Source organism: Micromonospora xinjiangensis, from assembly GCF_056150165.1.
The window spans coordinates 219,035-242,506 of the sequence record NZ_JAXCFO010000004.1; the positions used below are offsets into that span (position 1 = coordinate 219,035).

Below are 23,472 nucleotides of genomic sequence, written 5' to 3' on the forward strand. Positions count from 1 at the left end.
ACGGCGCCGCTCACGGCCGCGGCCCGGCCGGCGGGCCGACGCGGGCGAGGTGCTCGGCGGTGTTGGCGAGCAGCATGTGGATCGCCACCAGGTGCCGTGCCGGGATGCCGGGCCGGGCGAGCAACGGGCGGATCGGGCGCAGCGCCTCGACACACCGGGTGGGAGTGACCGGTGGGTGGGGCGTGTCGCCCCGAGCGAGCTGCGCGGCGACCTCGTCGTACGCCGATCGCAACCGTTGCGTGGTGGAACGCAGCTGCGCCACCGCCTCCGGGCAGTCCGCCAGGCAGCCGCCCTGACCGCGGTACAGCAGCGACTCGGCGCCCTGCAACCCGTGGTGCGCGGCGCTCAGCACCGCCTGCCAGTCCACCCGGCTGGTCCCCGGGTCGTGCCGCTCCGACCGGTACTGGCTGTAGGCGGAGTCCGCCAGCACGACCTCGCGGCGTGCCCGCTGCACGGCGCGCTCGGGCACCTCGCCACCGAGCATCGCCTCCACGGTCTGCCCGAGCAGGTCCCCGCTGGCGGCGAGCGAGGCGGCCGCGTTGCGCCACAGGTTGGCCCGCGTCCCGCGGGGCCACAGCAGCAGGCCGGCCAGGACGGCGACCGCCCCACCGATCAGCACGTTGACCAGCCGGACCTCGGCCAGCTGCCAGCCCGCCGGCGCGAGCTGGGCGAAGACGAGCGTCAGCGTCACCGTGAACATGGCCTGCGCCGGCGCCTGGCCCACCCAGTTGCCGAGGGTGAAGGCCAGCAGCATGGCGAACGGTAGCGCGGCGGCGAGGATGATCTGCCGGTCGACGACGAGCAGCAGCAGGCCGCTGGCGACCGCACCGACGACCGTGCCGACCGCCGCCGGGCGTAACGCGGTGCGGGTGTCCGCGGCCGAGGTGCGCAGGACCGTGAGGGTCGCCAGCAGCACCCAGAAGCCGTGCATGAGCGACAGCACGCCCGCCACCACCCGGGCGGCGGCCAGCGCCGCGGCCAGCCGCAACGCCATCTGGAACGAGGCCGAGCGGGAGGTCAGGTGCGCCCGCACCTGTTGCCAGTACGGCCCCACCGTGCGGTGGCGGGCGTCGGCGAAGACGCTCTGGTAGGTGCTCCGCACCGCGTGCGGGCCGCCCGAGGGCAGGCCGACGACCGCCCGCGCGGAGACGGCGAGGACGCGGACCTGCTCCCCGAGCGCCACCACGCTCGCGTCCCGGCACAGGCGGGACAGGTCCACACCGCCGTCCGCGCCGATCGGGACGCCCACGTACGCCCGCCCGGCCGCGTCGAGGGCGGCGTTCAGCGCGTCGAGGGCGACGGCCGGGGCGTCGCGGCGCAGCGTACCGCCCACCGCCCGGGTCGTCTCCGCGCACTGCGCCAACAGCCGCTCCGCCGTCGCGTCGTAGCCCTGCTCCGGCGGATACTCCGCGACGTACCGGCCGGCCTTCACCAAGAGCCCCTGCAACGACGCCTCGCAGGCCCGCAGGGCGCGATCGTGGGCGTCGACCGCGGTGGGCCGCTCCGCCGGCGGCAGCCGCCCGAAGCTCAGCCGGTTCACCGCCTCGGTGGCCTCGTCGTGCCGGGCGGCACGCGGACCCCGGCCCGGACCGTCCGGCGTCGTCGTGTCGAGGAACGCCGCGAGACGGTCCGCGGCGTCGGCGAGGCGGCGGGAGTAGGGCACCGGAGCCGGGTCCGGCCAGACCACCACCTCGGCGACGGCCAACAGGAGGATCCCGAGCGTGACGCCGATCAGCCGCTGCGGCACCGTGTCGGGCTGGTACGGGGGGAAACAGGAGAGGATGTAGAAGAGCTGGAACGCGCCGGCGAGACCGGCCAGACGCGGATTGGCGACACCGGCGAACGCCACGGCGAAGCCGATGAGCAGCATGCCGCCGGTCGCGGCCCAGGTGTTGCCCGCCAGCAGGGTGCCCGCGACGACCAACGCCCAGATCACCGGCAGCGCGCTGAGCTGGATGCGGGCCCGTCGCCGGGGCGGCTCCGACAGCTGCGCGAACACCCCGATCGCGACCACGCCGAAGAGCGCGTACACCGCCGTGACCGGATCGCCTGCCGCGTATCGGGTGGTGTAGAAGACGGCGGACACGACCAGGGTCAGGCGGGTGGCGCGGCGCAGCGCGGCGTACCCCGGGTCACGGTGGCGCAGCCGGGCCAGCAGGCCGGTTCCGAGCACGGCCTGACCCCCGTCGCGTGCCTCTCGTTCCCGAGCCCATTGTCCCGCCCGACCGGGCGGGGCGAGCCGGCTTCGGCGCGATCACCCGTTCGGTGCCTTCCGGCGGCGCGGCGCCGGCACTGGCGCTACAGGCGGTGCCGCACCCAGACGTTGGGCTCCACGTAGACGGCGTGGTCGTGCGCCACGTCGCAGTGCACCGGCACCAGTGCTCCCGGCACGTGCACGGGGCCGCTGGTGTCGAACGGCAGGCCGGTCCAGCGACGCCAGTCGGCGAGCGTGCCCGTGATCGTCATGGACCGGGGCGCCACCCGTTCGACGCGCCCGCCCGCTCGGACGTGCACCCGCAACCACGGGTCGACGGGCAGGCCGTCCGCCCGGACCTGCCCCGCGTACTCGGTCATCGGCAGGTCGGGCCGGGTGTGCTTGCCGCTCGGCCGGACGGGCGCCACCAGGGTGTCGTACCCCTGCTTGGCGACCGCGCGGCGCATGGCGTCGAGCATCAGCGCGGACAGCCCGGTGCCGCGCCGGTCGGGCCGAATGCAGATCTCCAACGCCGAGACGAGGTTGGTCTCGGCGCCGGAGAGACGGTTGATGGTCGCCCGCTGGATCACCCGGTCCCAGCCGCCGTCGGGCAGTTCCGGCTCGGTCCAGCGCAACGGCACGGCGTACGCGCGGGCGACGGCGCGTCCCGGGTCGGCCGGGTCGACGGCGACGAACACGAACTCCGGGTACAGGTCGTGGGCGACGCTGTAGTACACCGAGCCCATCGGATCCCAGAGCATGAACTGCGGCCATGCCCCCTCGAAGTCCTCGTCCAGCAGCGGGGCGAAATCCGGGCGGTCCGCGAGGCTCACGATGTCGAGGGTCACCGCGGCACCGTAGAGGACGGTAGGCCGCCGCGCACCCCCAATTCGCCGGTGGCCCCCGTACCGCCGCCGTAGCGGCCCCTCGCCCGGGTCGCCGGGTCGGAGCCCTCGTCGCGCACCGGCCGAGCGGCTGCCCTGGCGCCGCCCGCCGGTCACCCGGGGGCCGCCGCGCTGGCCGGCGCCGCTCAGCTCCTGCGTCACCGGTCATCGGCGGCGGCGCCCCGGGGCTGCCCGGTGCGCCCGGTCGGGAGGTAGCCCCGGTGTCCGAGGCGCGCCGACGCCCCGCCGTTACGCCGCGGAGGCGCTCGTCTCCGCCCCCCGTACGTGGGCGGTCGTGCCGCGGCGCGCCGCGGGCACCACCGAGGCGCCGGCCCAGCCGGCGGCGGCATCCCGAGCGAACGGGGTGGTCGGCTCCTCCGCGCCCTCGCCCTGGGCCGCCCGCAACGCGCGTTGCGCGTTGTTCCACGCCGTGCACGGCCACGCCTCGCCCGCGCAGAGCAGGTTGCGGCAGCCGCCCTCGCCGTCGGGTTCGTGCGCGTCGGCCACCTCGAGGGCGAGCTTCCACAGCAGCGGGTCACTCACCCCCTCGGGGCGGTCTGTGACGGCATCGCTACGGCTTGTCTCGGACATGGTCGTCCCCCCTGGGATTCGTGTGCCGCCCTACCTTCACCACTGCGTCCCCCCGGTAAACCACGACTGGGGCGGCACTTCTGCCGTGGTCTCCGCCCGGATTCTCGCCGACCCCCCTGACGTCCTCCAGGCATGCTGGTCGTCATGTCGCAGTCATCACGCCGCGACAGGCTGGTTGACCGGCCACTATCACCATCCGTCACCCGTCACGCGGCGCACGGTGACGGCGGGGTGCGGCGGTGTGCCTGCGACGGCACTGCGCGCGGCCGGGGATGGGTGGCGCCCACGGGCCGCCTGCTGGAGGCCGGTCAGGCGCGGTGACCGATCACCGCCCCGTTGGCGCCCGGCGCGTCGAAGGGCACCGTACGGACGTCGACGAACCCGGCGTCGGTGAGCCAGGCGGCGTACTCGGCCGCGGAGTAGTTCCTGCCGCCCTCGGTCTCGACGAGCATGTTCATGCCCATCAGCGCGGCCTCCGGCGGGCCGGTGCGCTCGTCGTTCAACAGCAGTTCGCAGACGACCAGCGCACCGCCGGGTGGAAGCGCCGCGTGGCACCGGGCCAGCAGCGCCCGGTTGGTGGGCTCGTCCCAGTCGTGCAGGATCATGCTCAACAGGATCACGTCGTGACCCTCCGGCAGCGCCGGGTCGGCGAGGAAGTCGCCGGGCAGCGCCTCGATCCGACCGGTCAGGCCGGCGGCCGAGATCTGCTCCTCGGCGCGGAGGCAGACGTGCGGCAGGTCCAGGACGGTCGCCCGCAGGTCCGGCAGGCGGCGGCAGAGCTCGATCGGGAACGCCGCGGCGCCGCCGCCCACGTCCAGCAGCCGACGGTACGGGCCGAAGTCGTACGCCTCGGCGAGGGCGCGCGCGGTGAAGCTGGAGGTGGAGTACATGGCGTCCCAGAACTGGGCGATCATTTCGGGATCGCTCGTGTCGAACATCGACTGCTGGGTGGCCGGGTCCCAGGTGAGCGGCCGGTCGGTGCGCAGCGCGTCGGCGATGCGGTGCCACGGCAGGTACGTGCGCAGGTCGGAGTATCTGACCTGCCCCCCGAAGTAGTACGGGCGACCCTCGACCAGGAACTGCTCGGCCAGTTCGGAGTTGCGGTATCCGTCGCCGGCCCTGCGCAGCAGGCCGAGCGAGGCGCAGGCGGCCAGCAGCATGTCGGCCGGGCGCTCGGCCAGCCCGAACTCGGCCGCGGCCTCGTCGACGGTGATGGTCCGTCCGCCCGCGAGTCGGGTGAACAGGCCGAGCTCCACGCCGACCGCGAGGGTCTTGAAACCCCAGACGCCGGCGACGAGACGCATGAGAGGAGTGGGACTGAGCATCGATACATAAGATCATGGATGGGCGGCCCGGTGGGTGCGCCGCGGCGGCCGCAGCACACCTCCCGCGGGCCCGCAACTGGAGAAACGGCGCTCCCGTGTGGACCGGTGAACAACTTCACAGGCAGTGGGCGATCGACCTGAACGGTGCCTAACGTCGATCGGGTTCGCCAACGTGGACACCGCGACCGGTAACGCCAAATCCTGCCGCCGGTCGTCGGCACTCGTGATTCAGGCAGGAGCGGGGGACCCACCGTTCCTCGGCGCCACCGGCCTCCCGTGCCGGGCGCCTCGGGGTGAAGCCGCCCATCCGCGGCCGGGCTCCTCAGCCCGAACCCGACAGCTCACCTCGCCGGCGTGGAGGAAATCCATGTCATCTTCGTACAACGCCCGTCACCGGGCCGTGACCGCCCGTCGCGCCGCCGTCGGCACGCTGGCCGCAGGCGCGGTCACCGGCGCCGTCGCACTCTTCGGCGCGGCGCCCGCCCAGGCCGCGGTCAACTGGGACGCCATCGCCCAGTGCGAGTCCGGCGGCAACTGGCACATCAACACCGGCAACGGTTACTACGGTGGCCTGCAGTTCTCCCAGAGCACCTGGGCGGGTTACGGCGGCAAGAAGTACGCCGCCCGCGCCGACCTCGCCACCCGTGGCGAGCAGATCGCGATCGCCGAGAAGGTGCTCGACGGCCAGGGCATCGGTGCCTGGCCGACCTGCGGCAAGAAGGCCGGCGCGACGTCCTCGAAGTCCACCTCGAAGTCGTCCAAGTCCACCTCGAAGTCGTCGAAGTCCACCGCGAGGTCGACGTCGAAGCCGTCGCCCGAGCCGGAGCGCTCCAGCGGCGGCGAGAAGTCGACCACCCGTGGTGAGCGGCCCGCCGCGACCGGCCACACGTACGTGGTCCAGCCGGGCGACACCCTCTCGCAGATCGCCGAGGCGCGCCACGTGGCCGGTGGCTGGCACGCCCTGTACGAGCGGAACGAGCGCGTGGTCGGCGACGACCCCGGCCTGATCTTCCCCGGTCAGCGCCTCAGCCTCTGATCGGCTCGACCGCGACGGCCGGGGGCCCGCGATCCCGCGAGTCCCCGGCACGGCCGGGTCCGCGCCGCCGGGCGGCGTGCCCAGCCCGCGTCCCGGCAGGTTGAGCACACGTGCGCACCACCACGATCGGCGACGTGCGGCTCCTGCTGCCGGACCTCCACCCCGACGACCTCGACAGCGTGACCGAACTGACCGACGGGCTCACCGAGGCCCTCGTCGAGGGCGCGTCCCGACCCGGTGCGCGACTGGAGGGTGTCCGCGTCCGCAGCAGTCGCATCGCCGGTGCGGACCTCAGCGGGGCCACCTGGGAGACCGGCGGCCTGCACGGCTGCGAGATTGCCCGCACCGATTTCTCCGGCGGCGCGCTGACCGGTGTCACCATCGAGCGCTGTGTGATCACCGGCTCCCGGTTCACCGGCGCGGAACTCACCGACGTACGCCTGAAGGACGTCCTGTTCGACGGCTGCCGGTTCGACTACGCCACCTTCCAGCGCGTCACCGCCGCCGGCTCGGTCGCCCTCACCGACTGCACCCTCGCGGACGCCACCTGGTCGACCTGCCGCCTGCCGGGCATCGCGCTGCGCTCCTGCGACCTGACCGGCCTGGACCTGCGCTCCTGCCAACTCACCGGCGCCGACCTGCGGGGCAATCGCCTTTACGGGCTCAGGACGCCCCTGGACAACCTGCGCGGTGTGGTCCTCGGCGAGGATCAGCTTCCGGACCTCACGCGGTTGACCGTCGGCGCCCTCGACCTCACCGTGCGCCAGGATTGACGCCGAGGAGGCATCGCGCGACGACGACCGGCTCCCACTCGTCCCGTGAAACCGGAGCTGATCGTCCACGCGGCCGTGCTCCCCGTCCGGGCAGGCGGTCAGCGGGGAGCACCCCCGAAGTCGATCTCGTTGCCGTCCGGGTCCCGGTATCTCGCCTTCCGGACACCGTTGGGGTAGGTCTCCCGATGCGCGGGCTCCAGCCCTCGCGCGCTCGCCTCGGCCACGCGGGCGTCGAAGTCGTCGACGAAGACGGTGTGCAGTGCGTGACCGGCGCGCTCCGGCCGGTGCTCGACGAAGACGAACCGGTGCTCGGCCAGCTCCCACACCGCCTCGGTGTCGCTGGCCACGAACGTCGGCGGCGACCCGAGCAGCCGCTCGTACCACTCGATTGCCCGCGCGTAGTCGGCGACGGGGATGCCCGCGAAAAGATCGACAGCCATGGTGTCAGGCTAGGGCCGGCCCCCGACATCGCACGGTGGGTCCGCCCGTGGAAGATCCACTAGGCTGGCGGCGGCCCCCGGTGACGTCCAGCCCATTTTCTTGACCCATTCCAGAAAACGGGTGAGACTCCCTCCCGTGACCGCGACACCGGACTTCCCACAAACGTTGCGCGGAGCCGCGTCGCGCGTGACCCGTCCCCGGCCGGCCGTGCCGTTCCCGCCACCGGCGTCGACCGCGCCGCCGGTGCGGCGCCCGGCCTGACCGCCACCGAGGACAACGGCTGATCCATGACGCCGAGCACCCTCTGGGCCCGCCCGTGTCCCAGAGGTTCCACCGCAAGCACCCACTGATCCCCCTGGTCAGTCACGGAAGGAACCAGATGTCCGAGAACCACGACGCCGTCGTCCACGACGCGGAGGCCGGCAGCGAGTCCCGCTGCCCGGTCGCGCACGGACGCGCCCCGCACCCGACCCAGGGCGGCGGCAACCGCGGCTGGTGGCCGAACCGGCTCAACCTGAAGATCCTCGCCAAGAACCCGGCCGTGGCGAACCCGCTGGGCGAGGAGTTCGACTACGCCGAGGCGTTCAAGAGCCTCGATCTCGCCGCGGTGAAGCGGGACATCGCCGAGGTCCTCACCACCTCGCAGGACTGGTGGCCGGCCGACTTCGGCCACTACGGCCCGTTCATGATCCGGATGGCGTGGCACAGCGCGGGCACCTACCGCCTCCGCGACGGCCGCGGCGGCGCCGGCGCCGGGCAGCAGCGGTTCGCGCCGCTCAACAGCTGGCCGGACAACGGCAACCTCGACAAGGCCCGCCGCCTGCTGTGGCCGGTCAAGAAGAAGTACGGCAAGAACCTCTCCTGGGCCGACCTCATGATCCTCGCCGGCAACGTCGCCCTGGAGTCCATGGGCTTCAAGACCTTCGGCTTCGCCGGCGGCCGCGCCGACGTCTGGGAGCCCGACGAGGACGTCTACTGGGGCCCCGAGACCACGTGGCTCGGCGACGAGCGTTACACCGGCGACCGGGAGCTGGAGCAGCCGCTCGCCGCGGTCCAGATGGGCCTCATCTACGTCAACCCGGAGGGCCCCAACGGCAATCCGGATCCGATCGCGGCCGCCCGGGACATCCGCGACACGTTCGCCCGCATGGGAATGAACGACGAGGAGACCGTCGCCCTCATCGCCGGCGGTCACACGTTCGGCAAGACCCACGGTGCGGGCACCACCGACCACGTCGGGCCGGAGCCCGAGGGCGCCCCGATCGAGGAGCAGGGCCTGGGCTGGAAGAACAGCTTCGGCACCGGCAAGGGCGCGGACACGATCACCAGCGGCCTGGAGATCATCTGGACCACGACGCCCACGAAGTGGACCAACAACTTCTTCTGGAACCTCTTCGGCTACGAGTGGGAGCTGACCAAGAGCCCGGCCGGCGCCCACCAGTGGAAGCCCAAGCACGGTGCGGGTGAGCGGACGGTCCCCGATGCCCACGACCCGTCGAAGCGGCACGCCCCGGGCATGCTGACGACCGACCTCGCGCTCCGTTTCGACCCGGTCTACGAGCAGATCTCGCGGCGCTTCATGGAGAACCCGGACGAGTTCGCGGACGCGTTCGCCCGCGCGTGGTTCAAGCTGACCCACCGCGACATGGGCCCGATCCAGCGCTACCTCGGCCCGGAGGTCCCCGCCGAGACGCAGATCTGGCAGGACCCGATCCCGGCCGTGGACCACGAACTCGTCGACACCGAGGACGTCGCCGCCCTCAAGGCCCGGATCCTCGCCTCGGGCCTGTCGGTGTCCCAGCTGGTCTCCACCGCGTGGGCGTCCGCCTCGACGTTCCGCGGCGGCGACAAGCGCGGCGGCGCCAACGGGGCGCGCATCCGCCTCGCGCCGCAGAACAGCTGGGAGGTCAACAACCCTGACGAGCTGGCGCGGGTGCTGCGCACCCTGGAGGGCGTCCAGGAGGCGTTCAACACCGCCCAGACCGGCGGAAAGAAGATCTCCCTGGCCGACCTGATCGTGCTCGCCGGCGGTGTCGGCGTCGAGCAGGCGGCCCGGACCGCCGGCTTCGACGTCGAGGTCCCCTTCACGCCCGGCCGGATGGACGCCTCGCAGGAGCAGACCGACGTGCCGTCGTTCGAGGCGATGGAGCCCACCGCCGACGGGTTCCGCAACTACCTCGGCAAGGGCCACCGCCTGCCGGCCGAGTTCCTGCTCGTGGACCGGGCGAACCTGCTGACCCTGAGCGCGCCCGAGATGACCGTCCTCGTCGGCGGTCTGCGCGTCCTGGGCGCCAACTACCAGCAGTCTCCGCTGGGCGTCTTCACCGAGACCCCCGGCTCGCTGACCAACGACTTCTTCGTCAACCTGCTCGACCTGGGCACGACGTGGACGCCGACGTCGGAGGACGCGAACACCTTCGAGGGTCGCGACGACGCCACCGGGGAGGTCAAGTGGACCGGTAGCCGGGCGGACCTCGTCTTCGGCTCCAACTCGGAGCTGCGGGCGGTCGCCGAGGTGTACGCGAGCGACGACGCGCGGGAGCAGTTCGTGCGGGACTTCGTGGCCGCCTGGGTCAAGGTCATGAACCTCGACCGGTTCGACCTCGTCTGATCCCGACCGACGTCCGGGCCGGCTCCTGGTGGGCCGGCCCGGACGTCCTCGGCGGCTCGCTCGTCATCGTCATCGCGCCAGTCGGTGGCCCGGCGCTCCACGCGGCCGAGCGGGCACACCGGGTGCGTGTCCCGCCCTCCGGTCCCCGGCCGGGCCGGCGACCGGAGGTCCCTGTCGTCAGGCGGTCACGGCGCGTGTCTCGAGGAACGACTCCAGGCCGTACACGCCGTGCTCGCGTCCGATGCCGGACTGCTTCATCCCGCCGAACGGGGCGAGCGGATCGCCGAAGGTCCGGTTGATCAGGACGGTGCCGGCCTCGAGGTGCTCGGCGACGGCCGCCGCGCGCTTCTCGTCGGCGGAGAAGACGTAGGCCTGTAGCCCGTAGGGGGTGTCGTTGGCGATGGCGACCGCCTCGGCCTCGTCCCGGTAGGGGATGACGCAGAGCACCGGGCCGAAGATCTCCTCCCGGGCGATCCGCATGTCGTTGGTGACTCCGGTGAAGACGGTCGGTCTCACGAACCACCCCTTGTCGATGCCCTCCGGTCGACCGGCCCCGCCGACGAGCGCGTGGGCGCCTTCCTCCTGCCCCAACCGGATGTAGTCCTGGACCCGTTCGAACTGCGTCTGGTTGACGAGCGGGCCGATGGCCGTCGACGGATCGCGGGGGTCACCGACCGGGAACGCGGCGACGCCGGCTTCGAGGGCGCGGACGACCTCGTCGAGGCGGCTCTGCGGGGCGAGAATGCGGGTGCCCGCGAAGCAGGCCTGGCCGTTGTTGACGAATCCCGCCGTGAGCGCCATCGGGACGGCCGTCTCGACGTCGACGTCGTCGAGGAGGATCGTCGGGCTCTTCCCGCCGAGTTCGAGGGTGAACCTCTTCATGGACGCCGCCGCGTTGCGCATGACGCGCTGCCCGACCGCCGTGGACCCGGTGAAACTGACCTTGGCGACGTCCGGGTGGGTGGTGAGGGTGTCACCGACCACGTCGCCACGTCCGCTCACGATGTTGATCACACCGGCCGGGACGTCCGCGGCGTCGAAGCACTCGCTCATGATCTGTGTCTGGACGGCGCTGAGCTCGCTGGGCTTGACCACGATGGGGCAGCCGGCGGCGATGGCGGCGGCGACCTTCTGGGACACGAACGCGACGCTGTGGTTCCACGGGGTGATGGCGACCGCGACGCCCACCGGGACCATCGAGATGGTGGTCCGTCCGGTCGACCGGGTGAACTCGTACGACTCGAGGATCTCGGCGGTCTCCGTGAACATCTCGGCGGCGCGGGCCATCCCGAACCTCACGAACGTGCCGGGCCCGCCGTACTCCTCGGTCATGGCGTCGGTCAGCTCGGGGAGGCGCTCGGTGATCGCGGCGCCGAGGCGCGTGAGGATGGCGATCCGCTCCTCCTTGCTGGTCTTCGAGAAGCTCGGGTAGGCGCGCTTCGCGGCGGCGATCGCCGCCGCGGCGTCGATCTCGTCGGCGAGGCGCACCCGCGCGATGAGCTCCTCGGTCGCCGGGTTGTGGAGGGGCAGGATCTCGGTCCCGTGCGGTGTGACGAACCGTCCATCGATGTAGATCTTGTCAATTTCTCGCATTGTTCTTCTCCCACTGGGTGCAAGCCGGCGGACTGGTCGTCCGCCCCCTGTCCGTCGGCGGCGTGGCGGTGTGGTTCGCGGCCGGACGACGATCCATTATGCTTCACATAAATTTTGCCTTGCAACACATCTTTGCGATCAACGTACCGGCGATCGACCGCAACGTTCTGACGCAGGTCGAGGGCGGCGTGCAGCCCTCAGGCCGGGATGCGCTGCGGCGGTGGGCCTGGCTGTGACCGTTCCGCCGACCGTGCGGCGGTGGCGCCGAGGCGCCCGGGAACGAGCAGGGCACCGAGGAGCGCGACGCCCCCGGCGACGCCCAGGACGGCGAAGCCCAGGGTGTAGCCGGTCTCGGTCGGTAGGCCCCCGGCGGGCGTGTGCGTGCCGAGGACCGCACCCACCATGGCCACGCCCAGCGCCCCACCGATCGTGCGCACGTTCGCGGTGACGCCGTTGGCCACACCCGTCTGGTCTGGGCGGACCGAGGCCACGATGACGTTGGACATCGTGGAGAAGGCCAGGCCCAGCGACACGCCCAGCAGTCCCATGGCGATCGACACCTGCCACTGATGGTCGTGCCGGAACGCGAGCACCGCGATCGCCATCACGCTCAGCGCCGAGGCCAGCACCAGCACGGGACGCGGGCCGAGACGCGCCACCAGGCGCGCCGAGGCCAGTCCGGCGGCGAACATCAACACCGTCATCGGCAGCAACAGCAGCCCCGCCCCGGTCACACTCGCGCCGAATCCGTACCCGGTCGAGGGCGGGGTCTGCACGAACGCGGGCAGGAAGGCCATGACCGCGAAGAGCACGACGCCGAGCAGCAGGGACACCAGGTTGGTGCTCCACACCGCGGTGACACGCATCATCTGAAGGTCGATCAACGGGCTGGCGGAACGTCGCTCGACCAGGACCCACGTGGCGGCGAGCGCGGCGGCGGCGATCAGCAGGCCGATCACCGCGCTCGACGTCCAGCCCCAACGCGAGGCCTGGGACAGCGGTAGGAGCAGGGCCACGAGCCAGGCGGCCAGCAGCAGGGCGCCCCGCCAGCTGATCCGGGTGTCGCTTCTCGACGGTGAGGGCGGCACGACGGCGTGAACCGCCAGCGCGGCGACGATCGAGAGGACCAGGGGGAGCGCGAACAGCAGCCGCGCGCCGACGAGTTCGGTGAGCGGCCCGGAGACGACCACGCCGACGCCGCCGCCGACGGCGGCGAGGGCGGCGGCGACGCCGATGGAGCCGGGGACCTTCTCCCGCGGCATCTCGTCGCGGATGATGCCGAACGTCAGCGGCAGGACTCCGCCGCCCACCCCCTGCACCGCGCGGCCGACCACCATCACGGCGAGGTTCGGCGCGAGTGCGGAGACGGCGGACCCGACCGCGAGGGCGGCCAGGGAGGCGACGAGGACGCGGTCCTTGCCGTAGCGGTCTCCGGCGCGGCCGAGCAGAGGTGTGAAGACGGACGCGGACAGCAGGAACGCCGTCATGACCCAGGTGACCAGGCTCTGGGTGGTGTCCAGGTCGCGCTGCAGCACGGGCAGCACCGGGTTGATCAGGGATTGGAGCAGCGCGAAGGCGAACACGCCGAGCAGGACGACGAACAGGACGAGTCGAGGGTGGGTGATCCGGTGGGACGCCATGAGGAGCCTTCTTCACGAGCAGCGGAGCCGGCGCCGGGCCGCCGCTCGGCAGCGGCCCGGCGGAGGCCGGCGGGTGCCGGAGCCGAGTGCCTCCGGCGCCCGCCGCGACGAGGGGTCAGACGACGTACCAGGGACCACCGGTACCGCGCCGCTGGTAGCCGTGGTGGGTCCGCTCCGTGCGAGAGGACTCCATGACGGTGTAGGCGTGGTACTTGGTGAAGGGCGTGGCCCCCGCGAGCCGTTCCGGCCACGTCTGCCCGTTGGAGGTGACCTTGGAGAGGGTCTTGTCCACGATGTAGTTCACCATCGAGTTGATGAAGTTCTCCGCGCCGACGAGCCGGTGCTCCCGGCCCATGCCGTGGTGGAAGCCCTCCAGCACGTCCCTCGTGCTCATCTCCTTGAGCGCCTCGTCGGCGAAGGTGCGCACGTCGTGCCAGTACTCCCGCGCCGCCTCCACGTCCTCGCGCGTGCCCCATCGGGTGATGTGGCCGCCGACGAGGGCCTTGAAGTCGTACGAGAGGATGTCGTCGTGGGCCTGGTAGAACCCACTGATGTTCTCCGAGGCGTCCGCGTGCATGAACGCGACCGAGCCGGGGCTGACGATGTCGATCTTCGTGAGGACCTTCTGCGTGGGCGCCCAGATGTAGATGTTGCCCGGGCAGTGGTCGGCACCCTTGTAGGACAGTTCGAGCTTGGTGCCGTTGACCTCGAGCGTCGCGTCCGTGGCGAACGTCTCGGTGGGCAGGGGCCGGTACGGGTCGGGGAACCGGGCCAGCAGTTCCCGGGTGATGTCGTGCCCGATGATCTTGACCTTCGGTCCGAACATGGAAGCCGCGCCGATGTGGTCGGAGTGCCAGTGGCTGTAGATCAGGTGCGTCACCGGCTCGTCGCTGACGGACTCGATCGCGGCCAGGATGTTCTCGCCGAGCGGCGGCGGCGCGTCGATCACGATGGCGCCGTTGCCGGTGAGCATGAACGCCGCCTCGTACCCCGACGGGCTCGTGACCCAGTAGAAGCCGTCGCCGAGTTCCTCCATGTGCCAGCCCTTCTCGTAGAAGGACGGGTCGTTGATGTGGTCGGGCATGAACTGCTGGGGAGAGGGGGCGTGCTCGCCGGCCACGGCCTTCGGGAAACCCCACTTCCGGGCGGCGTAGAACTCGCCGTACTTGCCTACCATTCCTGTGCCTCTTTCTCGTTGCCGGTGCCCGTGAAGCGCAGGACCGGCTTGACGACGTCGCCGCGGGCCGCGGAGGCGAACGCCTCGTCGATGTCGTCGAACCTGTAGAACCGGACCAGTCGGTCGATGGGGAACCGGCCGGACTGGTACAACTTGATCAACTTGGGGATGAAGAGCTGCGGGATCGAGTCGCCCTGGACGATCCCGCGGACCGACTTGCCGAGTGCGAGCTTCGCCGCCGGCACGACCGCGTCCCGGTTGCCGCCGGCGACGAGCCCGACCTGACCCATGGGCGCCAGGGCGGCGACCGCGTGGTCGAGCATGTCGCCGCGCCCCGTGGTGTCCAGCACGAAGTCGACGCCGCGCCCGGTGAGGTCCTTGATCTCCTGGGCCACGTCCACCTCGCGCGCGTCGAGCGAGTGGGTGGCGCCCAACTCCTCGGCGAGGGCGAGCCGCTGTGGGTTCACGTCGACAGCGATCACCGTCTCGGCGCCGGCGGCGACCGCCGCCATCAGCGCGCCGAACCCGACCGCCCCGACGCCGAACACGGCCACCGAGGCGCCGGCCGGCACCTGGAACGAGTTCAGCACCGCCCCCGCTCCGGTCTGCAGGCCGCAGCCGAGTGGTCCCAGCAGTTCCAGGGGCGCGTCCTCGGGGACCTTGACCGCGTTGCGCGCCGTCGCCAGCGCGTGGCTGGCGAACGACGACTGGCCGAAGAAGTGACCGTTGACCTCGCCACCGTCGGGGCTGATCCGGCGCAGTCCACGCGTGCCGTCCAGGCGCGCTCCGGAGAAGTTCGCGGCCAACGCGTGTTCGCAGTAGGCCGGGTGCCCGCTCAGGCACTGCTCGCAGCGTCCGCACGACTGGTACGAGAGGACGACGTGGTCGCCCGGCCGTAGGTCGGTTACGCCCGGGCCCACCTTCTCGACGATGCCCGCCCCCTCGTGCCCGAGCACGATCGGGAGGGGCGCGGGGCTCTGTGCGTGCCGGGCGTGCGCGTCGGTCTGGCAGATGCCGGTGGCGACGAGTTTGACGAGGACCTCGTCGGCTCTCGGTTCGTCGAGGTCGAGGTCCTCGATCACGAACGGCTTCGAGGGGTCCTCGGCCACGGCTGCGCGGATCCGCATGATGCCTCCTTCCGGGCGACGTCCGGGAGTCGGCCGATCACGGTGGGTGGTCGGCCAGGGCATCGCCGGTATGGCCAATAGTTGGTTCGACATGAAGTCTAGACACGAAATATTTTGCTCCACAACATATGTGCGAGCGAACACATCTCGCCGGGGGTCAGAGCGCGGGCCGCTCCGGGGCGAACCCGCCCTCGACCTGCGTCGGTCAGGAATCGGCCAGGGGCCGGCGGCCGCGGGCTACGACTCTCCCGTGATCGGGCCCACCCGTGCGTGCGCTACGGAGGCGACCGTCGTCAGGTGAGAGCGTGCTGATAGCGGACAGGAGCCGCAGATCCGGCTCGCCGAAGCGCTCCACCAGCGCCGCGAACCGGGCCACCTTGTCCTCGCCGAACCGCCGCACGGCGGCGGCGTACGACGCCGTGGTCACGAAGGTGGGTGGCGTGGTCTTGCTGTGGAACTTGTCCGCGTACATCACCAGGTGCTCCTCCACGGTGTCGGCCGTGTAGTCGCTGACCGGTAGCGGCAGGCGCTGGCGCCGCACGTCCTCGGCCGTGATGCCGACGCCGGTGTGGTGGGAGCAGAACCGGGCGATCACGTCGGGATAGCCGAGGTCGCGAAGGAGCGCGTGCCCGAGGACGCCGTGGCGGACGTAGTTGTTCAGGTCGGGTTTCCCCGCCGCGTCGTACAGGCGGTAGACGCCGATGTCGTGCAGGAGGCTGCCCGCGCGCACCAGAGCCACATTCACGGTGGGGTGATGCGCGTCGAGGAGTTGCTCGGCGATGGCGCAGACGATCTGGCAGTGGGTGTAGACGAGTTCGAAGGCCTCTTCGGTGGGCGCGTACCGTTCGTGCAGCGCTCGGATCTGCTCATCGGTCGGTATCACCAGTGAGGAATCGATCGTCATGCGCGCACATCCGCTCCGCCCGGCTCTCCGGTGGCGGGAAGCGGCGTGGGTGAGGCCGTCACGCCATCGCCTCCGGTGGAGCCGTCGTCCACACCGCAGACAAATGGCAGGAAGCGCCTTCCTGCCATCGCCAACGTATCGGTACACCGGCCCTGCGACAAGGTCTCGATCGTGCGGCCCGGTCGTCCGACGAGGCCGCGGCCCACGGAAGTCAAGGGGCCGTTTTCGCGCAGACGGGCTCAGCCGTCGGTGAGGAGGCGGAAGGCGTCGCCGTCGCGGACCACGCGGCCGGCGCTGGGCCCGGCGAAGTGGGTCCCGATCAGCAGTGCCCGGTCGTGGGCGGCTCTCGACAGGAGGTCCACCCGGGTGCGGACGGCCTGCTCGGCGTCCATGTCCCCGGCGGAGGTCCACTCCGGACGGGTCAGCTGGGAAGGGTGGTGGATGGCGTCTCCGGTGATGACCGCTCGTTCGCCGGCCGAGGTGATCTCGACGCTGACGTGGCCCGGGGTGTGCCCGGGGGTGGGGATCAGCCGGACCTCGTCGCTGACCTGGTGATCCGTGCCGACCAGGTCGACGAGGCCCGCGTCGAGCACGGGACGCACCGAGTCGGCGAAGGCGGCGGCGTAGGCCAGGCGCATGCCTCCGGTCGCGGTCTCGGCGTTCCTGCGCCAGTGCTCGAGCTCCTCGCCGACGACCAGGTGACGCGAGTTGGTGAACGTCGGCACCCAGCTGCCGTCCACGAGGTGCGTGTTCCACCCGACGTGGTCCATGTGCAGGTGGGTGAAGAGCACGGTGTCGACGGACTCGGGCGGGAACCCGGCCGCCGTCAGGCGGTCGAGCAGCGGTGAGCGCAGATCGTTCCAGGCCTCGACCGGGCGCCCCGTCTTGTGGGCGCCCAGGGCGGTGTCGACGACCATGCGCCGTGTCGGGGTCTCGATGACGAACGAGTGGATGCTGGTCCACAGCCTGCCGTCGCGGGCGGCGAAGTGCGGATACAGCCATTCGACGGGTCGGACGGCCTCGGGAGTGGCCTCCGGAAGCATCAGCTCGGTGTCACCGACGCTCTCCAACTCGACGATCTTCGTGACGGTTACGTTGCCTACCGTCCATTTCTGCATGGTTCTCACCTTGTTCGGAGTTCTGGTCCCGCCGTGCCGGGGGCCGTGACCGGTCCCGGGGTCCGGCGGTGGGCGACCGTAGTGAGCTACCCGCCCACATGCCGGTGGGCTGCGCTCATAAATGTAGGCCGCGAAACTTATGTGCGACAACACATGTTCCTGCCAACGTATTCCCCCGGGGTCCGGACGGATCGGGGGGTGCCGGTCGACCGCAGGGCGCGCCTCGTCCAGGACGCAGAGGTCTCGCGCGCAGGCCGCGGGCCACCGCCGGCCAGGCCGCCTGCGCGGCTCCATCCGGCCGTCACGGGCCGGAGTCAGGGACGGAAGGCGGCGAGGATCAGGTCGGCGTAGCGGCGCCAGGTAGCCGGGTCACGCTCGTCCAGCATGATGAGCTGGCGGATCGCACCGCACAGGACGACCCGCACGTCGAGGACGCCGGCGTCCGCGCGGACGCGGCCCGACACCTTCGCCGCCTCGACGAGCCGGCCGATCAGCTCGACCAGACCGGCGGCGGGCACCAGGCGGGCCTCGAAGAACGCGTCCGCGAGGCCCCGGTCGCGGCAGAGGCGATCGAGCAGGTCCGGCACGTAGGCGCGGAACGCGCGGTAGGCGTCGTCGTCGGCGAGGGCGGCGCGCGTCCGTTCCTCCAGCGCGTCGAAGCTGGCCCGCGAGGCCGCCAGCACCAGCTCCTCCTTGGTGGGGTAGCTGCGATAGACCGTGGCCCGACCGACCCCGGCTCGCGCGGCGACCTCGGGAACCGTGACGTCCAGACCGCGCTCGGCGAACAGCTCGCGGGCGGCCGTGAGGACCCGCTCGTGGTTGCGCCGCGCGTCCGCCCGCCGCGGCGGGTTCCCGGTCGCGGCCGGAACCGCTTCCGGGTGTGGCGTACCCGGGCGGGTGGTCATGCGACGTCGAAGCCGGTCTCGTAGACCCGCTGGAACCGGCCGTCCTGCGCCAGCGTCGCGAAGTAGTACATCTCCCGATGGACGACGGTGCCGTCGGTCAGGGTCATCCGGTAGCGGTGCCGCTCGGCGTAGTGCGACCCGTCGTACAGCTCGTCCAGCACGGTGACCTCGCCCTCGGCAACGCGACTACGGATGTCGGCGACCATGGCCGCGAACTCGTCGCGGTCGCGGGCCCGGCCGTCGGCGTGGTGGACCAGGTCGGGCGCGTAGTACTTGTCCAGCGCCTCGTGCAGCGGGAGGTGCGGTTCGAACGCCACGTCGCGGATGGCGTCGCTGATGCGTACCGGGGTCATCGGGTATCCCTTCGGCTATCCGGACTCCTGAGTCCGGTTAGCGCGACGGTACCGGACGGGGCGGGGCCGGAGCCTGTGATGCTCGCCATCACCGCCGCCGCGCACGCCGGACGCGGGCGGGCGGTGAGCCCCCGGTGTGCGGGGCCGGCAGTACGGTGTCGGAGTGGTTGACCGGCGCCAGGTGATGAACTTCCGCGTTCGGGCCCAGCAGCTCGACCGCGACGAGGGCACGCTCGACGACACCGCCGTGCTCGACATCGGCGTGCAGGACACCGGTCCCGACGGCGCCCGGTGGGCGCTCGCGGTACGTGGGATCGACGTGGCGGCGCTGCCCGCGGAGGAGCTGATCCTGCTGTGGACCGTGCGGGGCGCGCCCCACCTCTACCGCCGCGGCGACGTGGCGGAGGTGGCGGCGGCGGTCGAGCCGTTCTCCGACGCCGACGCGGGCAAGCGCATCTACGACGCCGCGAAGCCGCTGAAGGCCGCCGGGATCGCCAACCTCGCCGCTCTCGACGAGGTCGCCGCGCAGATGCGCGCCGTCGTCACCGAGCCGATGGTCAAGGGGGAGGTCTCCGGCCGCCTGGCGAAGGCGCTGCCCGAGCCGTATCTGCGGTTCTGCCGCCCGTGCGACGCCACCCACCTCTACGAGATGCCCTTCCGGCTGGCTGCCGTCCGGGCCGGGCTGGAGTTGCAGCTCGACACGTCCCCGCCGGTCCTGCGGCCCACCCCGCGATTCCGGAAGGCCGCCGGCGCGGGCGACCGGTTCGATCTCGTCCGCGCGTACCTTCGCCTGCTCGGCCCCGCCGCCCCCAGGCACGTGGCCGACTACCTCGACGCCCCGGTGAGGGACGTGAGGGCGCACTGGCCCGAGGACGTGGTCGACGTGACGGTCGACGGCGAGGCCCGCTCGCTGCTGGCCGCCGACGAGGCGGCGCTGAGGTCGGCCGACCCGACGGCGACCCGCCTGCTGGGCCCGTTCGACCTCTTCCTGCAGGCCAAGGACCGGGCGACCCTGGTGCCGGAGACGGCCCGCGCCAAGGAGCTGTGGCCCGTCCTGGGCCGCCCCGGCGCCGTTCTGGTCGACGGTCGACTCGTCGGCACCTGGCGCCCCCGCAAGGCCGGCAGGACCTTCACCGTCGCCGTCCAGCCCTGGCAGAAGCTCACCGCCACCACCCGCCACCGTGTGGTCGACCAGGCCGAGCGCCTGGCCGCGTACCGGGGTGTGGCGCTCACCGGCGTCGACTTCGCCGACTAGGCCGCGCTGGTCTCGCCAGCGCCGCACCCGCCCCCGTGGTCACGGGTCACGGCTGTGCTGGTCGGTCGACGGGGATCAGCCGCTCCGGTGCGGGCGCGAGCGCCCGCTGCCCGGTCTCCAGATCGGTGAGGTCACCCGCGGCGTTGATGAGACCGATGTGGGAGAACGTCTGAGGGAAGTTGCCCAGCGCCTCCCCACTGTGCGGGTCGATCTGCTCGGCGAACAGACCCAGGTCGTTGGCCCGGCCGGCGAGCCGATCGAACAGCTGCCCGGCCCGGTCGCGCGCGCCGGCCAGCGCCAGACAGCTGACCAGCCAGAAGGAGCAGATCACGAAGCCGGCGGGGTCGCCGTCCCAGCGGCGCAGCAGGCCGCCGTCGGACAGCCGCTCCTCGACGGTACGGATCGTCGAGCGCATCCTCGGGTCGTCGGCCGGCAGGAAGCCGACCATCGGCATCAACAGCACCGACGCGTCCAGGTCCTCGCTGTCGAACGCCCCGGTGAAGGCTCCCAGCCGGTCGCTCCAGCCCCGGGTCAGCACCGCTCGTCGCACCTCGTCCCGTGCGGCCGCCCACCGGGCCACGTCCGCCTCCGAGCCCAGCCGGGACCCGAAGCGGACGGCCCGGTCCAACGCCGTCCAGCACTGCACCTTCGACGACACGTAGTGGCGTTCGGCGTCGCGTGCCTCCCACATCCCGGCGTCGGGCAGGTGCCAGTCCCGCGCGGCCCGCTCGGTCATCCCGCGCAGCAGCTGCCGGATGTCCGGCGGCATCGGGTCGAGGTGCTCCCGCATCAGCCAGGAGGCGCTCAGCGGCTCACCGTGGATGTCGTTCTGCCGCTGCCGCCAGGCGTCGTTGCCCACCATCACCGGGCGGCTGCCGGCGTAGCCGGCCAGGTGGTCGAGCTCGTGTTCGGTGAGGTCGCGTTCCCCCTCCACCCCGTACATGATCGGCACGATGCCCTCGGTCATGCCCATCGACCGGGTCAACCACCCGATGTGCAGGGTGACCTCGTCGGTGCAGGCCACCCGCCAGAGCGCCTCCAACGTGAAGCTGAAGTCGCGCACCCAGGCGTACCGGTAGTCGTAGTTGCGCACGCCGCCCGGCTCCTCGGGCAGGGACATCGTCGGGGCGGCGACCACCGCGCCGCTGGGCCGGTAGGTCATGCCCTGCACGACCAGCGCGCTGCGGAGCACCTGCTCACGGTGGAGGCCGCGGTAGTCGTGCAGGCGCATCCAGGAGCGCCAGCCCTCGACGGCGTTGTCGATCACCTGGTCGGCGTCGAGGACCGCCGGCGGGCCCGCGTCGTAGGCCGGGGCGTACCCGAGGGTGAAGTGGTGTGTGTCGCCGGCCCGCACGGTGAAGGACGCGAACGCCTCCCCGACCTGGCACTCCAGCGGGACGCTCGCGCGCAGATCCAGCCGGGCCGACGCGGCGCTGGCGACCAGCCCACCGTCCTGGGTCACCATCTGGGGCACCATCCGGCCGTACTCGAACCGGGGCCGGTAGTGCAGTCGCAGCGGCACCTCCCCGGAGAGGCCGCGCACCACTCGCGCCAGGACCCGCGGCGAGTGCAGGCCGATCTCGTGGCCGCGCGCCCCCGGCTCCAGGGCCAGCGCGTCGGTCAGCGCCACGGTGCCGGTCGCCGTGGTGAAGACGGTACGGAGCACGAGTGAATCGGGCAGGTAGGCCCGTTCGGTGCTGAAGCTGCCCTCGGGACAGATCACCCAGTGTCCGGCGTCGTCGTCGACCAGCCGGGCGAAGACCGACGGGGCGTCGAACCGCGCCGGGCACCACCAGTTCACCGACCCCGCGCGGTCGACCAGCACCGCGCTGCGGCAGTCGGCCAGGAAACCGTGCTCCGCGATCCGTCCGGGCCCCACGGCACCGACTACCCGGGTGGCGGGCGGTGACACCGCCGCCGCCCGCGGTTCGCGAGCGTGTGGCCGCCGGGGCGTGGTCAGACCTGTTGGGCGCCGATGACGGAGAGCAGCCGCAGCTTCTCGTCGGCGTCCGACCCGGGCACGGCCGTGAACACCAGCAGCGTCTGCGACTGGTCGGGATCCACCAGGATCTGGCAGTGCAGTTCCAGCGCACCCACCTCGGGGTGCTGGAAGCGTTTCGGCGGGCAGTACGCCCCCTGCACGGGGTGCTCGCGCCACAACCGGGCGAACTCGGGGCTCTCGGCCCGCAGGGCGTCGGCGATCTCGGCGGCCCGCGAGCCCCGCCCGTCGCGGGTGTACGCGGCGTGCAGGTGCGCGGCCATGAGCCGGCTCTGTGTGGGATGGTCCTCCGCCAGGTAGAGCCGCCGCGCGTCGGGGTCGGTGAACCAGCGGTAGTGCAGGCTGCGCGCCAGCCCGGTGTGCCGGGACTCGTCGCCGAGCAGCGCCACGGCCGGCGGGGTCTGCGCCAGGGTCTCGCCGAGGTGGTTCACCACGAGGGCGGGGGTGTCCTGGAGCCGGTCGAGGATCCGCATCATCCCGGGGTTGACGTGGTCGGCCCGCACGGCGCGGTGCGGCACCGGGTGCCCGCCCAACTGGAAGAGGTGGTCCCGCTCCGCCAGCGACAGCCGCAGTCCTCGGGCGAGGGCGGCGAGCATCTGCTCGGAGGGGTGTGGTCCCCGCTGCTGCTCCAGCCGGCTGTAGTAGTCAGTCGACATCCCGCTGAGCGCGGCGACCTCCTCGCGCCGTAGCCCGCCGGTGCGCCGGCGCCGCCCGCGGGGCAGACCGACGTCCTCCGGCTGGAGCGCCTCGCGCCGCGTACGCAGGAAGCTGGCGAGTTGCGCGCGATCCACGGCGTCTCCCTCCTCGATCCGCCGGCCTGGCGGTCCGGTGCCCGGCACCGTGGTCAACCACCAGGCGCCCGGGTGCTCTTCCGGCGCCAACAGTGACGCGCCCGACCGGGCGGATCCAGGGTCGGCCGGTCCCTGGATCCGCGCCCCACGGGAGCCACGCGTCACGAGACGCCCAGAGGTCGCTCAGGCACCAGCGCCCCCGTCGGTCCCACCGGCCGGCGAGGAGAGCGGCGCGCCGCCCCGGGTCACCCGCGATGTGGTCGACCGCGGGGATCAGGCCGTGGTGGCCTTCCCGGTGCGCTTGCCGTCGAGGAACTGGCCCAGGGCCTCCACGACCAGGCGATGGTCGTCGAGTTGGGGCAGACCCGACACGGTGACGGTGCCCACCGGGCCGGTGCCCCGGATGATGATCGGGAAGCAGCCGCCGTGCGCGGCGTAGCGGGCCGGGTCGAGGTGGGCCTGCTGCTCGAAGGTCGTGCCGCGGTCGCGGTAGCTCTGGCCCACGAGGTAGGAGCTGCGTCCGAACCGCCGCACCACCCGGATCTTGCGCTCGATCCAGTCGTCGTTGTCCGCGGAGGTGCCGGGCAGCGCGTAGTGGAAGACCTGGTGGTCGCCGAGGCGGATGTCGACCGTCACGGCGTGGCCGCGCTCCCGGGCCATCTCGACCAGGCGGCTGCCCAGGGCCCACGCGTCGTCGTTGTCGAAGCGGTCGAACTGTAGGCGTTCTTCCTGCTCCTGAAGCTCTGACATCACGG

Annotated in this window: 20 protein-coding genes and 1 riboswitch; of the genes, 4 read left to right on the plus strand and 16 right to left on the minus strand. The window is 72.1% G+C overall.

Annotation, left to right across the window (positions count from 1 at the left end; genetic code table 11):
- Positions 1-10: 10 nt before the first annotated feature.
- The 4 genes from SM573_RS16435 to SM573_RS16450 form a co-directional block, all read right to left on the minus strand.
- The gene (locus SM573_RS16435; protein ID WP_474610114.1) at positions 11-2,173 is read right to left on the minus strand and encodes an FUSC family protein; all 2,163 of its coding nucleotides are present in this window, start codon (positions 2,171-2,173) and stop codon (positions 11-13) included.
- 125 nt (positions 2,174-2,298) lie between these two features.
- Positions 2,299-3,042, minus strand: a complete 744-nt coding sequence (locus SM573_RS16440; protein WP_474610113.1) for an N-acetyltransferase — start codon at positions 3,040-3,042, stop codon at positions 2,299-2,301.
- A gap of 285 nt (positions 3,043-3,327) precedes the next feature.
- Complete coding sequence (locus SM573_RS16445; RefSeq protein WP_474610112.1) at positions 3,328-3,669, minus strand: hypothetical protein; 342 nt, start codon at positions 3,667-3,669, stop codon at positions 3,328-3,330.
- A 308-nt stretch (positions 3,670-3,977) separates the two neighbouring features.
- Positions 3,978-4,994, minus strand: a complete 1,017-nt coding sequence (locus SM573_RS16450; RefSeq protein WP_474610111.1) for a methyltransferase — start codon at positions 4,992-4,994, stop codon at positions 3,978-3,980.
- A 182-nt stretch (positions 4,995-5,176) separates the two neighbouring features.
- Positions 5,177-5,363: riboswitch (cyclic di-AMP (ydaO/yuaA leader) on the plus strand.
- On the opposite strand from SM573_RS16450, the gene SM573_RS16455 reads away from it, so the two are divergent.
- Both SM573_RS16455 and SM573_RS16460 read left to right on the plus strand, forming a co-directional pair.
- A complete protein-coding gene (locus SM573_RS16455; RefSeq protein ID WP_474610110.1) occupies positions 5,362-6,030 on the plus strand; it encodes a transglycosylase family protein in 669 nt (222 codons plus the stop codon). It overlaps the preceding riboswitch by 2 nt.
- Positions 6,031-6,140: 110 nt before the next feature.
- Entirely contained in the window at positions 6,141-6,803 is a 663-nt protein-coding gene (locus tag SM573_RS16460) for a pentapeptide repeat-containing protein (protein WP_474610109.1), read from the plus strand.
- A 98-nt stretch (positions 6,804-6,901) separates the two neighbouring features.
- Here the strand turns inward: SM573_RS16460 and SM573_RS16465 are convergent, their stop codons facing one another.
- Positions 6,902-7,243 (minus strand): VOC family protein, encoded by a 342-nt coding sequence (locus SM573_RS16465; RefSeq protein WP_474610108.1) that lies wholly within the window; start codon positions 7,241-7,243, stop codon positions 6,902-6,904.
- Between the two features lie 380 nt (positions 7,244-7,623).
- Between SM573_RS16465 and katG the strand changes: the two genes are divergently transcribed.
- Positions 7,624-9,855 carry a catalase/peroxidase HPI gene (gene katG / locus SM573_RS16470; protein ID WP_474610107.1) on the plus strand — a complete coding sequence of 744 codons (2,232 nt, stop codon included), beginning with the start codon at positions 7,624-7,626 and terminating at the stop codon, positions 9,853-9,855.
- A gap of 177 nt (positions 9,856-10,032) precedes the next feature.
- On the opposite strand, the gene SM573_RS16475 is transcribed toward katG, so the two are convergent.
- From SM573_RS16475 to SM573_RS16510, 8 genes are all read right to left on the minus strand, one after another.
- A complete protein-coding gene (locus SM573_RS16475) occupies positions 10,033-11,448 on the minus strand; it encodes an aldehyde dehydrogenase family protein (protein ID WP_474616459.1) in 1,416 nt (471 codons plus the stop codon).
- A gap of 197 nt (positions 11,449-11,645) precedes the next feature.
- Positions 11,646-13,088, minus strand: coding sequence for an MFS transporter (locus SM573_RS16480; RefSeq protein ID WP_474610105.1), 1,443 nt, complete (start codon positions 13,086-13,088; stop codon positions 11,646-11,648).
- A 115-nt stretch (positions 13,089-13,203) separates the two neighbouring features.
- Positions 13,204-14,265: an MBL fold metallo-hydrolase gene (locus tag SM573_RS16485; protein ID WP_474610104.1), complete on the minus strand. Its 1,062-nt coding sequence runs from the start codon at positions 14,263-14,265 to the stop codon at positions 13,204-13,206.
- Positions 14,259-15,392, minus strand: coding sequence for an NAD(P)-dependent alcohol dehydrogenase (locus tag SM573_RS16490; protein WP_474616460.1), 1,134 nt, complete (start codon positions 15,390-15,392; stop codon positions 14,259-14,261). Before SM573_RS16490 ends, SM573_RS16485 begins: the two co-directional genes overlap by 7 nt.
- A gap of 205 nt (positions 15,393-15,597) precedes the next feature.
- A complete protein-coding gene (locus tag SM573_RS16495; protein ID WP_474616461.1) occupies positions 15,598-16,296 on the minus strand; it encodes an HD domain-containing protein in 699 nt (232 codons plus the stop codon).
- 239 nt (positions 16,297-16,535) lie between these two features.
- Positions 16,536-17,414, minus strand: a complete 879-nt coding sequence (locus SM573_RS16500; RefSeq protein WP_474616462.1) for an MBL fold metallo-hydrolase — start codon at positions 17,412-17,414, stop codon at positions 16,536-16,538.
- Positions 17,415-17,728: 314 nt separating this feature from the next.
- Positions 17,729-18,319, minus strand: a complete 591-nt coding sequence (locus SM573_RS16505) for a TetR/AcrR family transcriptional regulator (RefSeq protein WP_474610100.1) — start codon at positions 18,317-18,319, stop codon at positions 17,729-17,731.
- A complete protein-coding gene (locus SM573_RS16510) occupies positions 18,316-18,672 on the minus strand; it encodes a nuclear transport factor 2 family protein (RefSeq protein WP_474616463.1) in 357 nt (118 codons plus the stop codon). Before SM573_RS16510 ends, SM573_RS16505 begins: the two co-directional genes overlap by 4 nt.
- A 163-nt stretch (positions 18,673-18,835) precedes the next feature.
- Between SM573_RS16510 and SM573_RS16515 the strand changes: the two genes are divergently transcribed.
- Complete coding sequence (locus SM573_RS16515) at positions 18,836-19,927, plus strand: winged helix DNA-binding domain-containing protein (RefSeq protein ID WP_474616464.1); 1,092 nt, start codon at positions 18,836-18,838, stop codon at positions 19,925-19,927.
- Positions 19,928-19,973: 46 nt separating this feature from the next.
- On the opposite strand, the gene SM573_RS16520 is transcribed toward SM573_RS16515, so the two are convergent.
- From SM573_RS16520 to SM573_RS16530, 3 genes are all read right to left on the minus strand, one after another.
- Positions 19,974-21,806, minus strand: a complete 1,833-nt coding sequence (locus SM573_RS16520; RefSeq protein WP_474616465.1) for a glycoside hydrolase family 15 protein — start codon at positions 21,804-21,806, stop codon at positions 19,974-19,976.
- A gap of 77 nt (positions 21,807-21,883) precedes the next feature.
- Complete coding sequence (locus SM573_RS16525) at positions 21,884-22,717, minus strand: helix-turn-helix transcriptional regulator (RefSeq protein WP_474616466.1); 834 nt, start codon at positions 22,715-22,717, stop codon at positions 21,884-21,886.
- A 273-nt stretch (positions 22,718-22,990) separates the two neighbouring features.
- The gene (locus SM573_RS16530; RefSeq protein ID WP_474610095.1) at positions 22,991-23,467 is read right to left on the minus strand and encodes a heme-degrading domain-containing protein; all 477 of its coding nucleotides are present in this window, start codon (positions 23,465-23,467) and stop codon (positions 22,991-22,993) included.
- Positions 23,468-23,472: the final 5 nt, after the last annotated feature.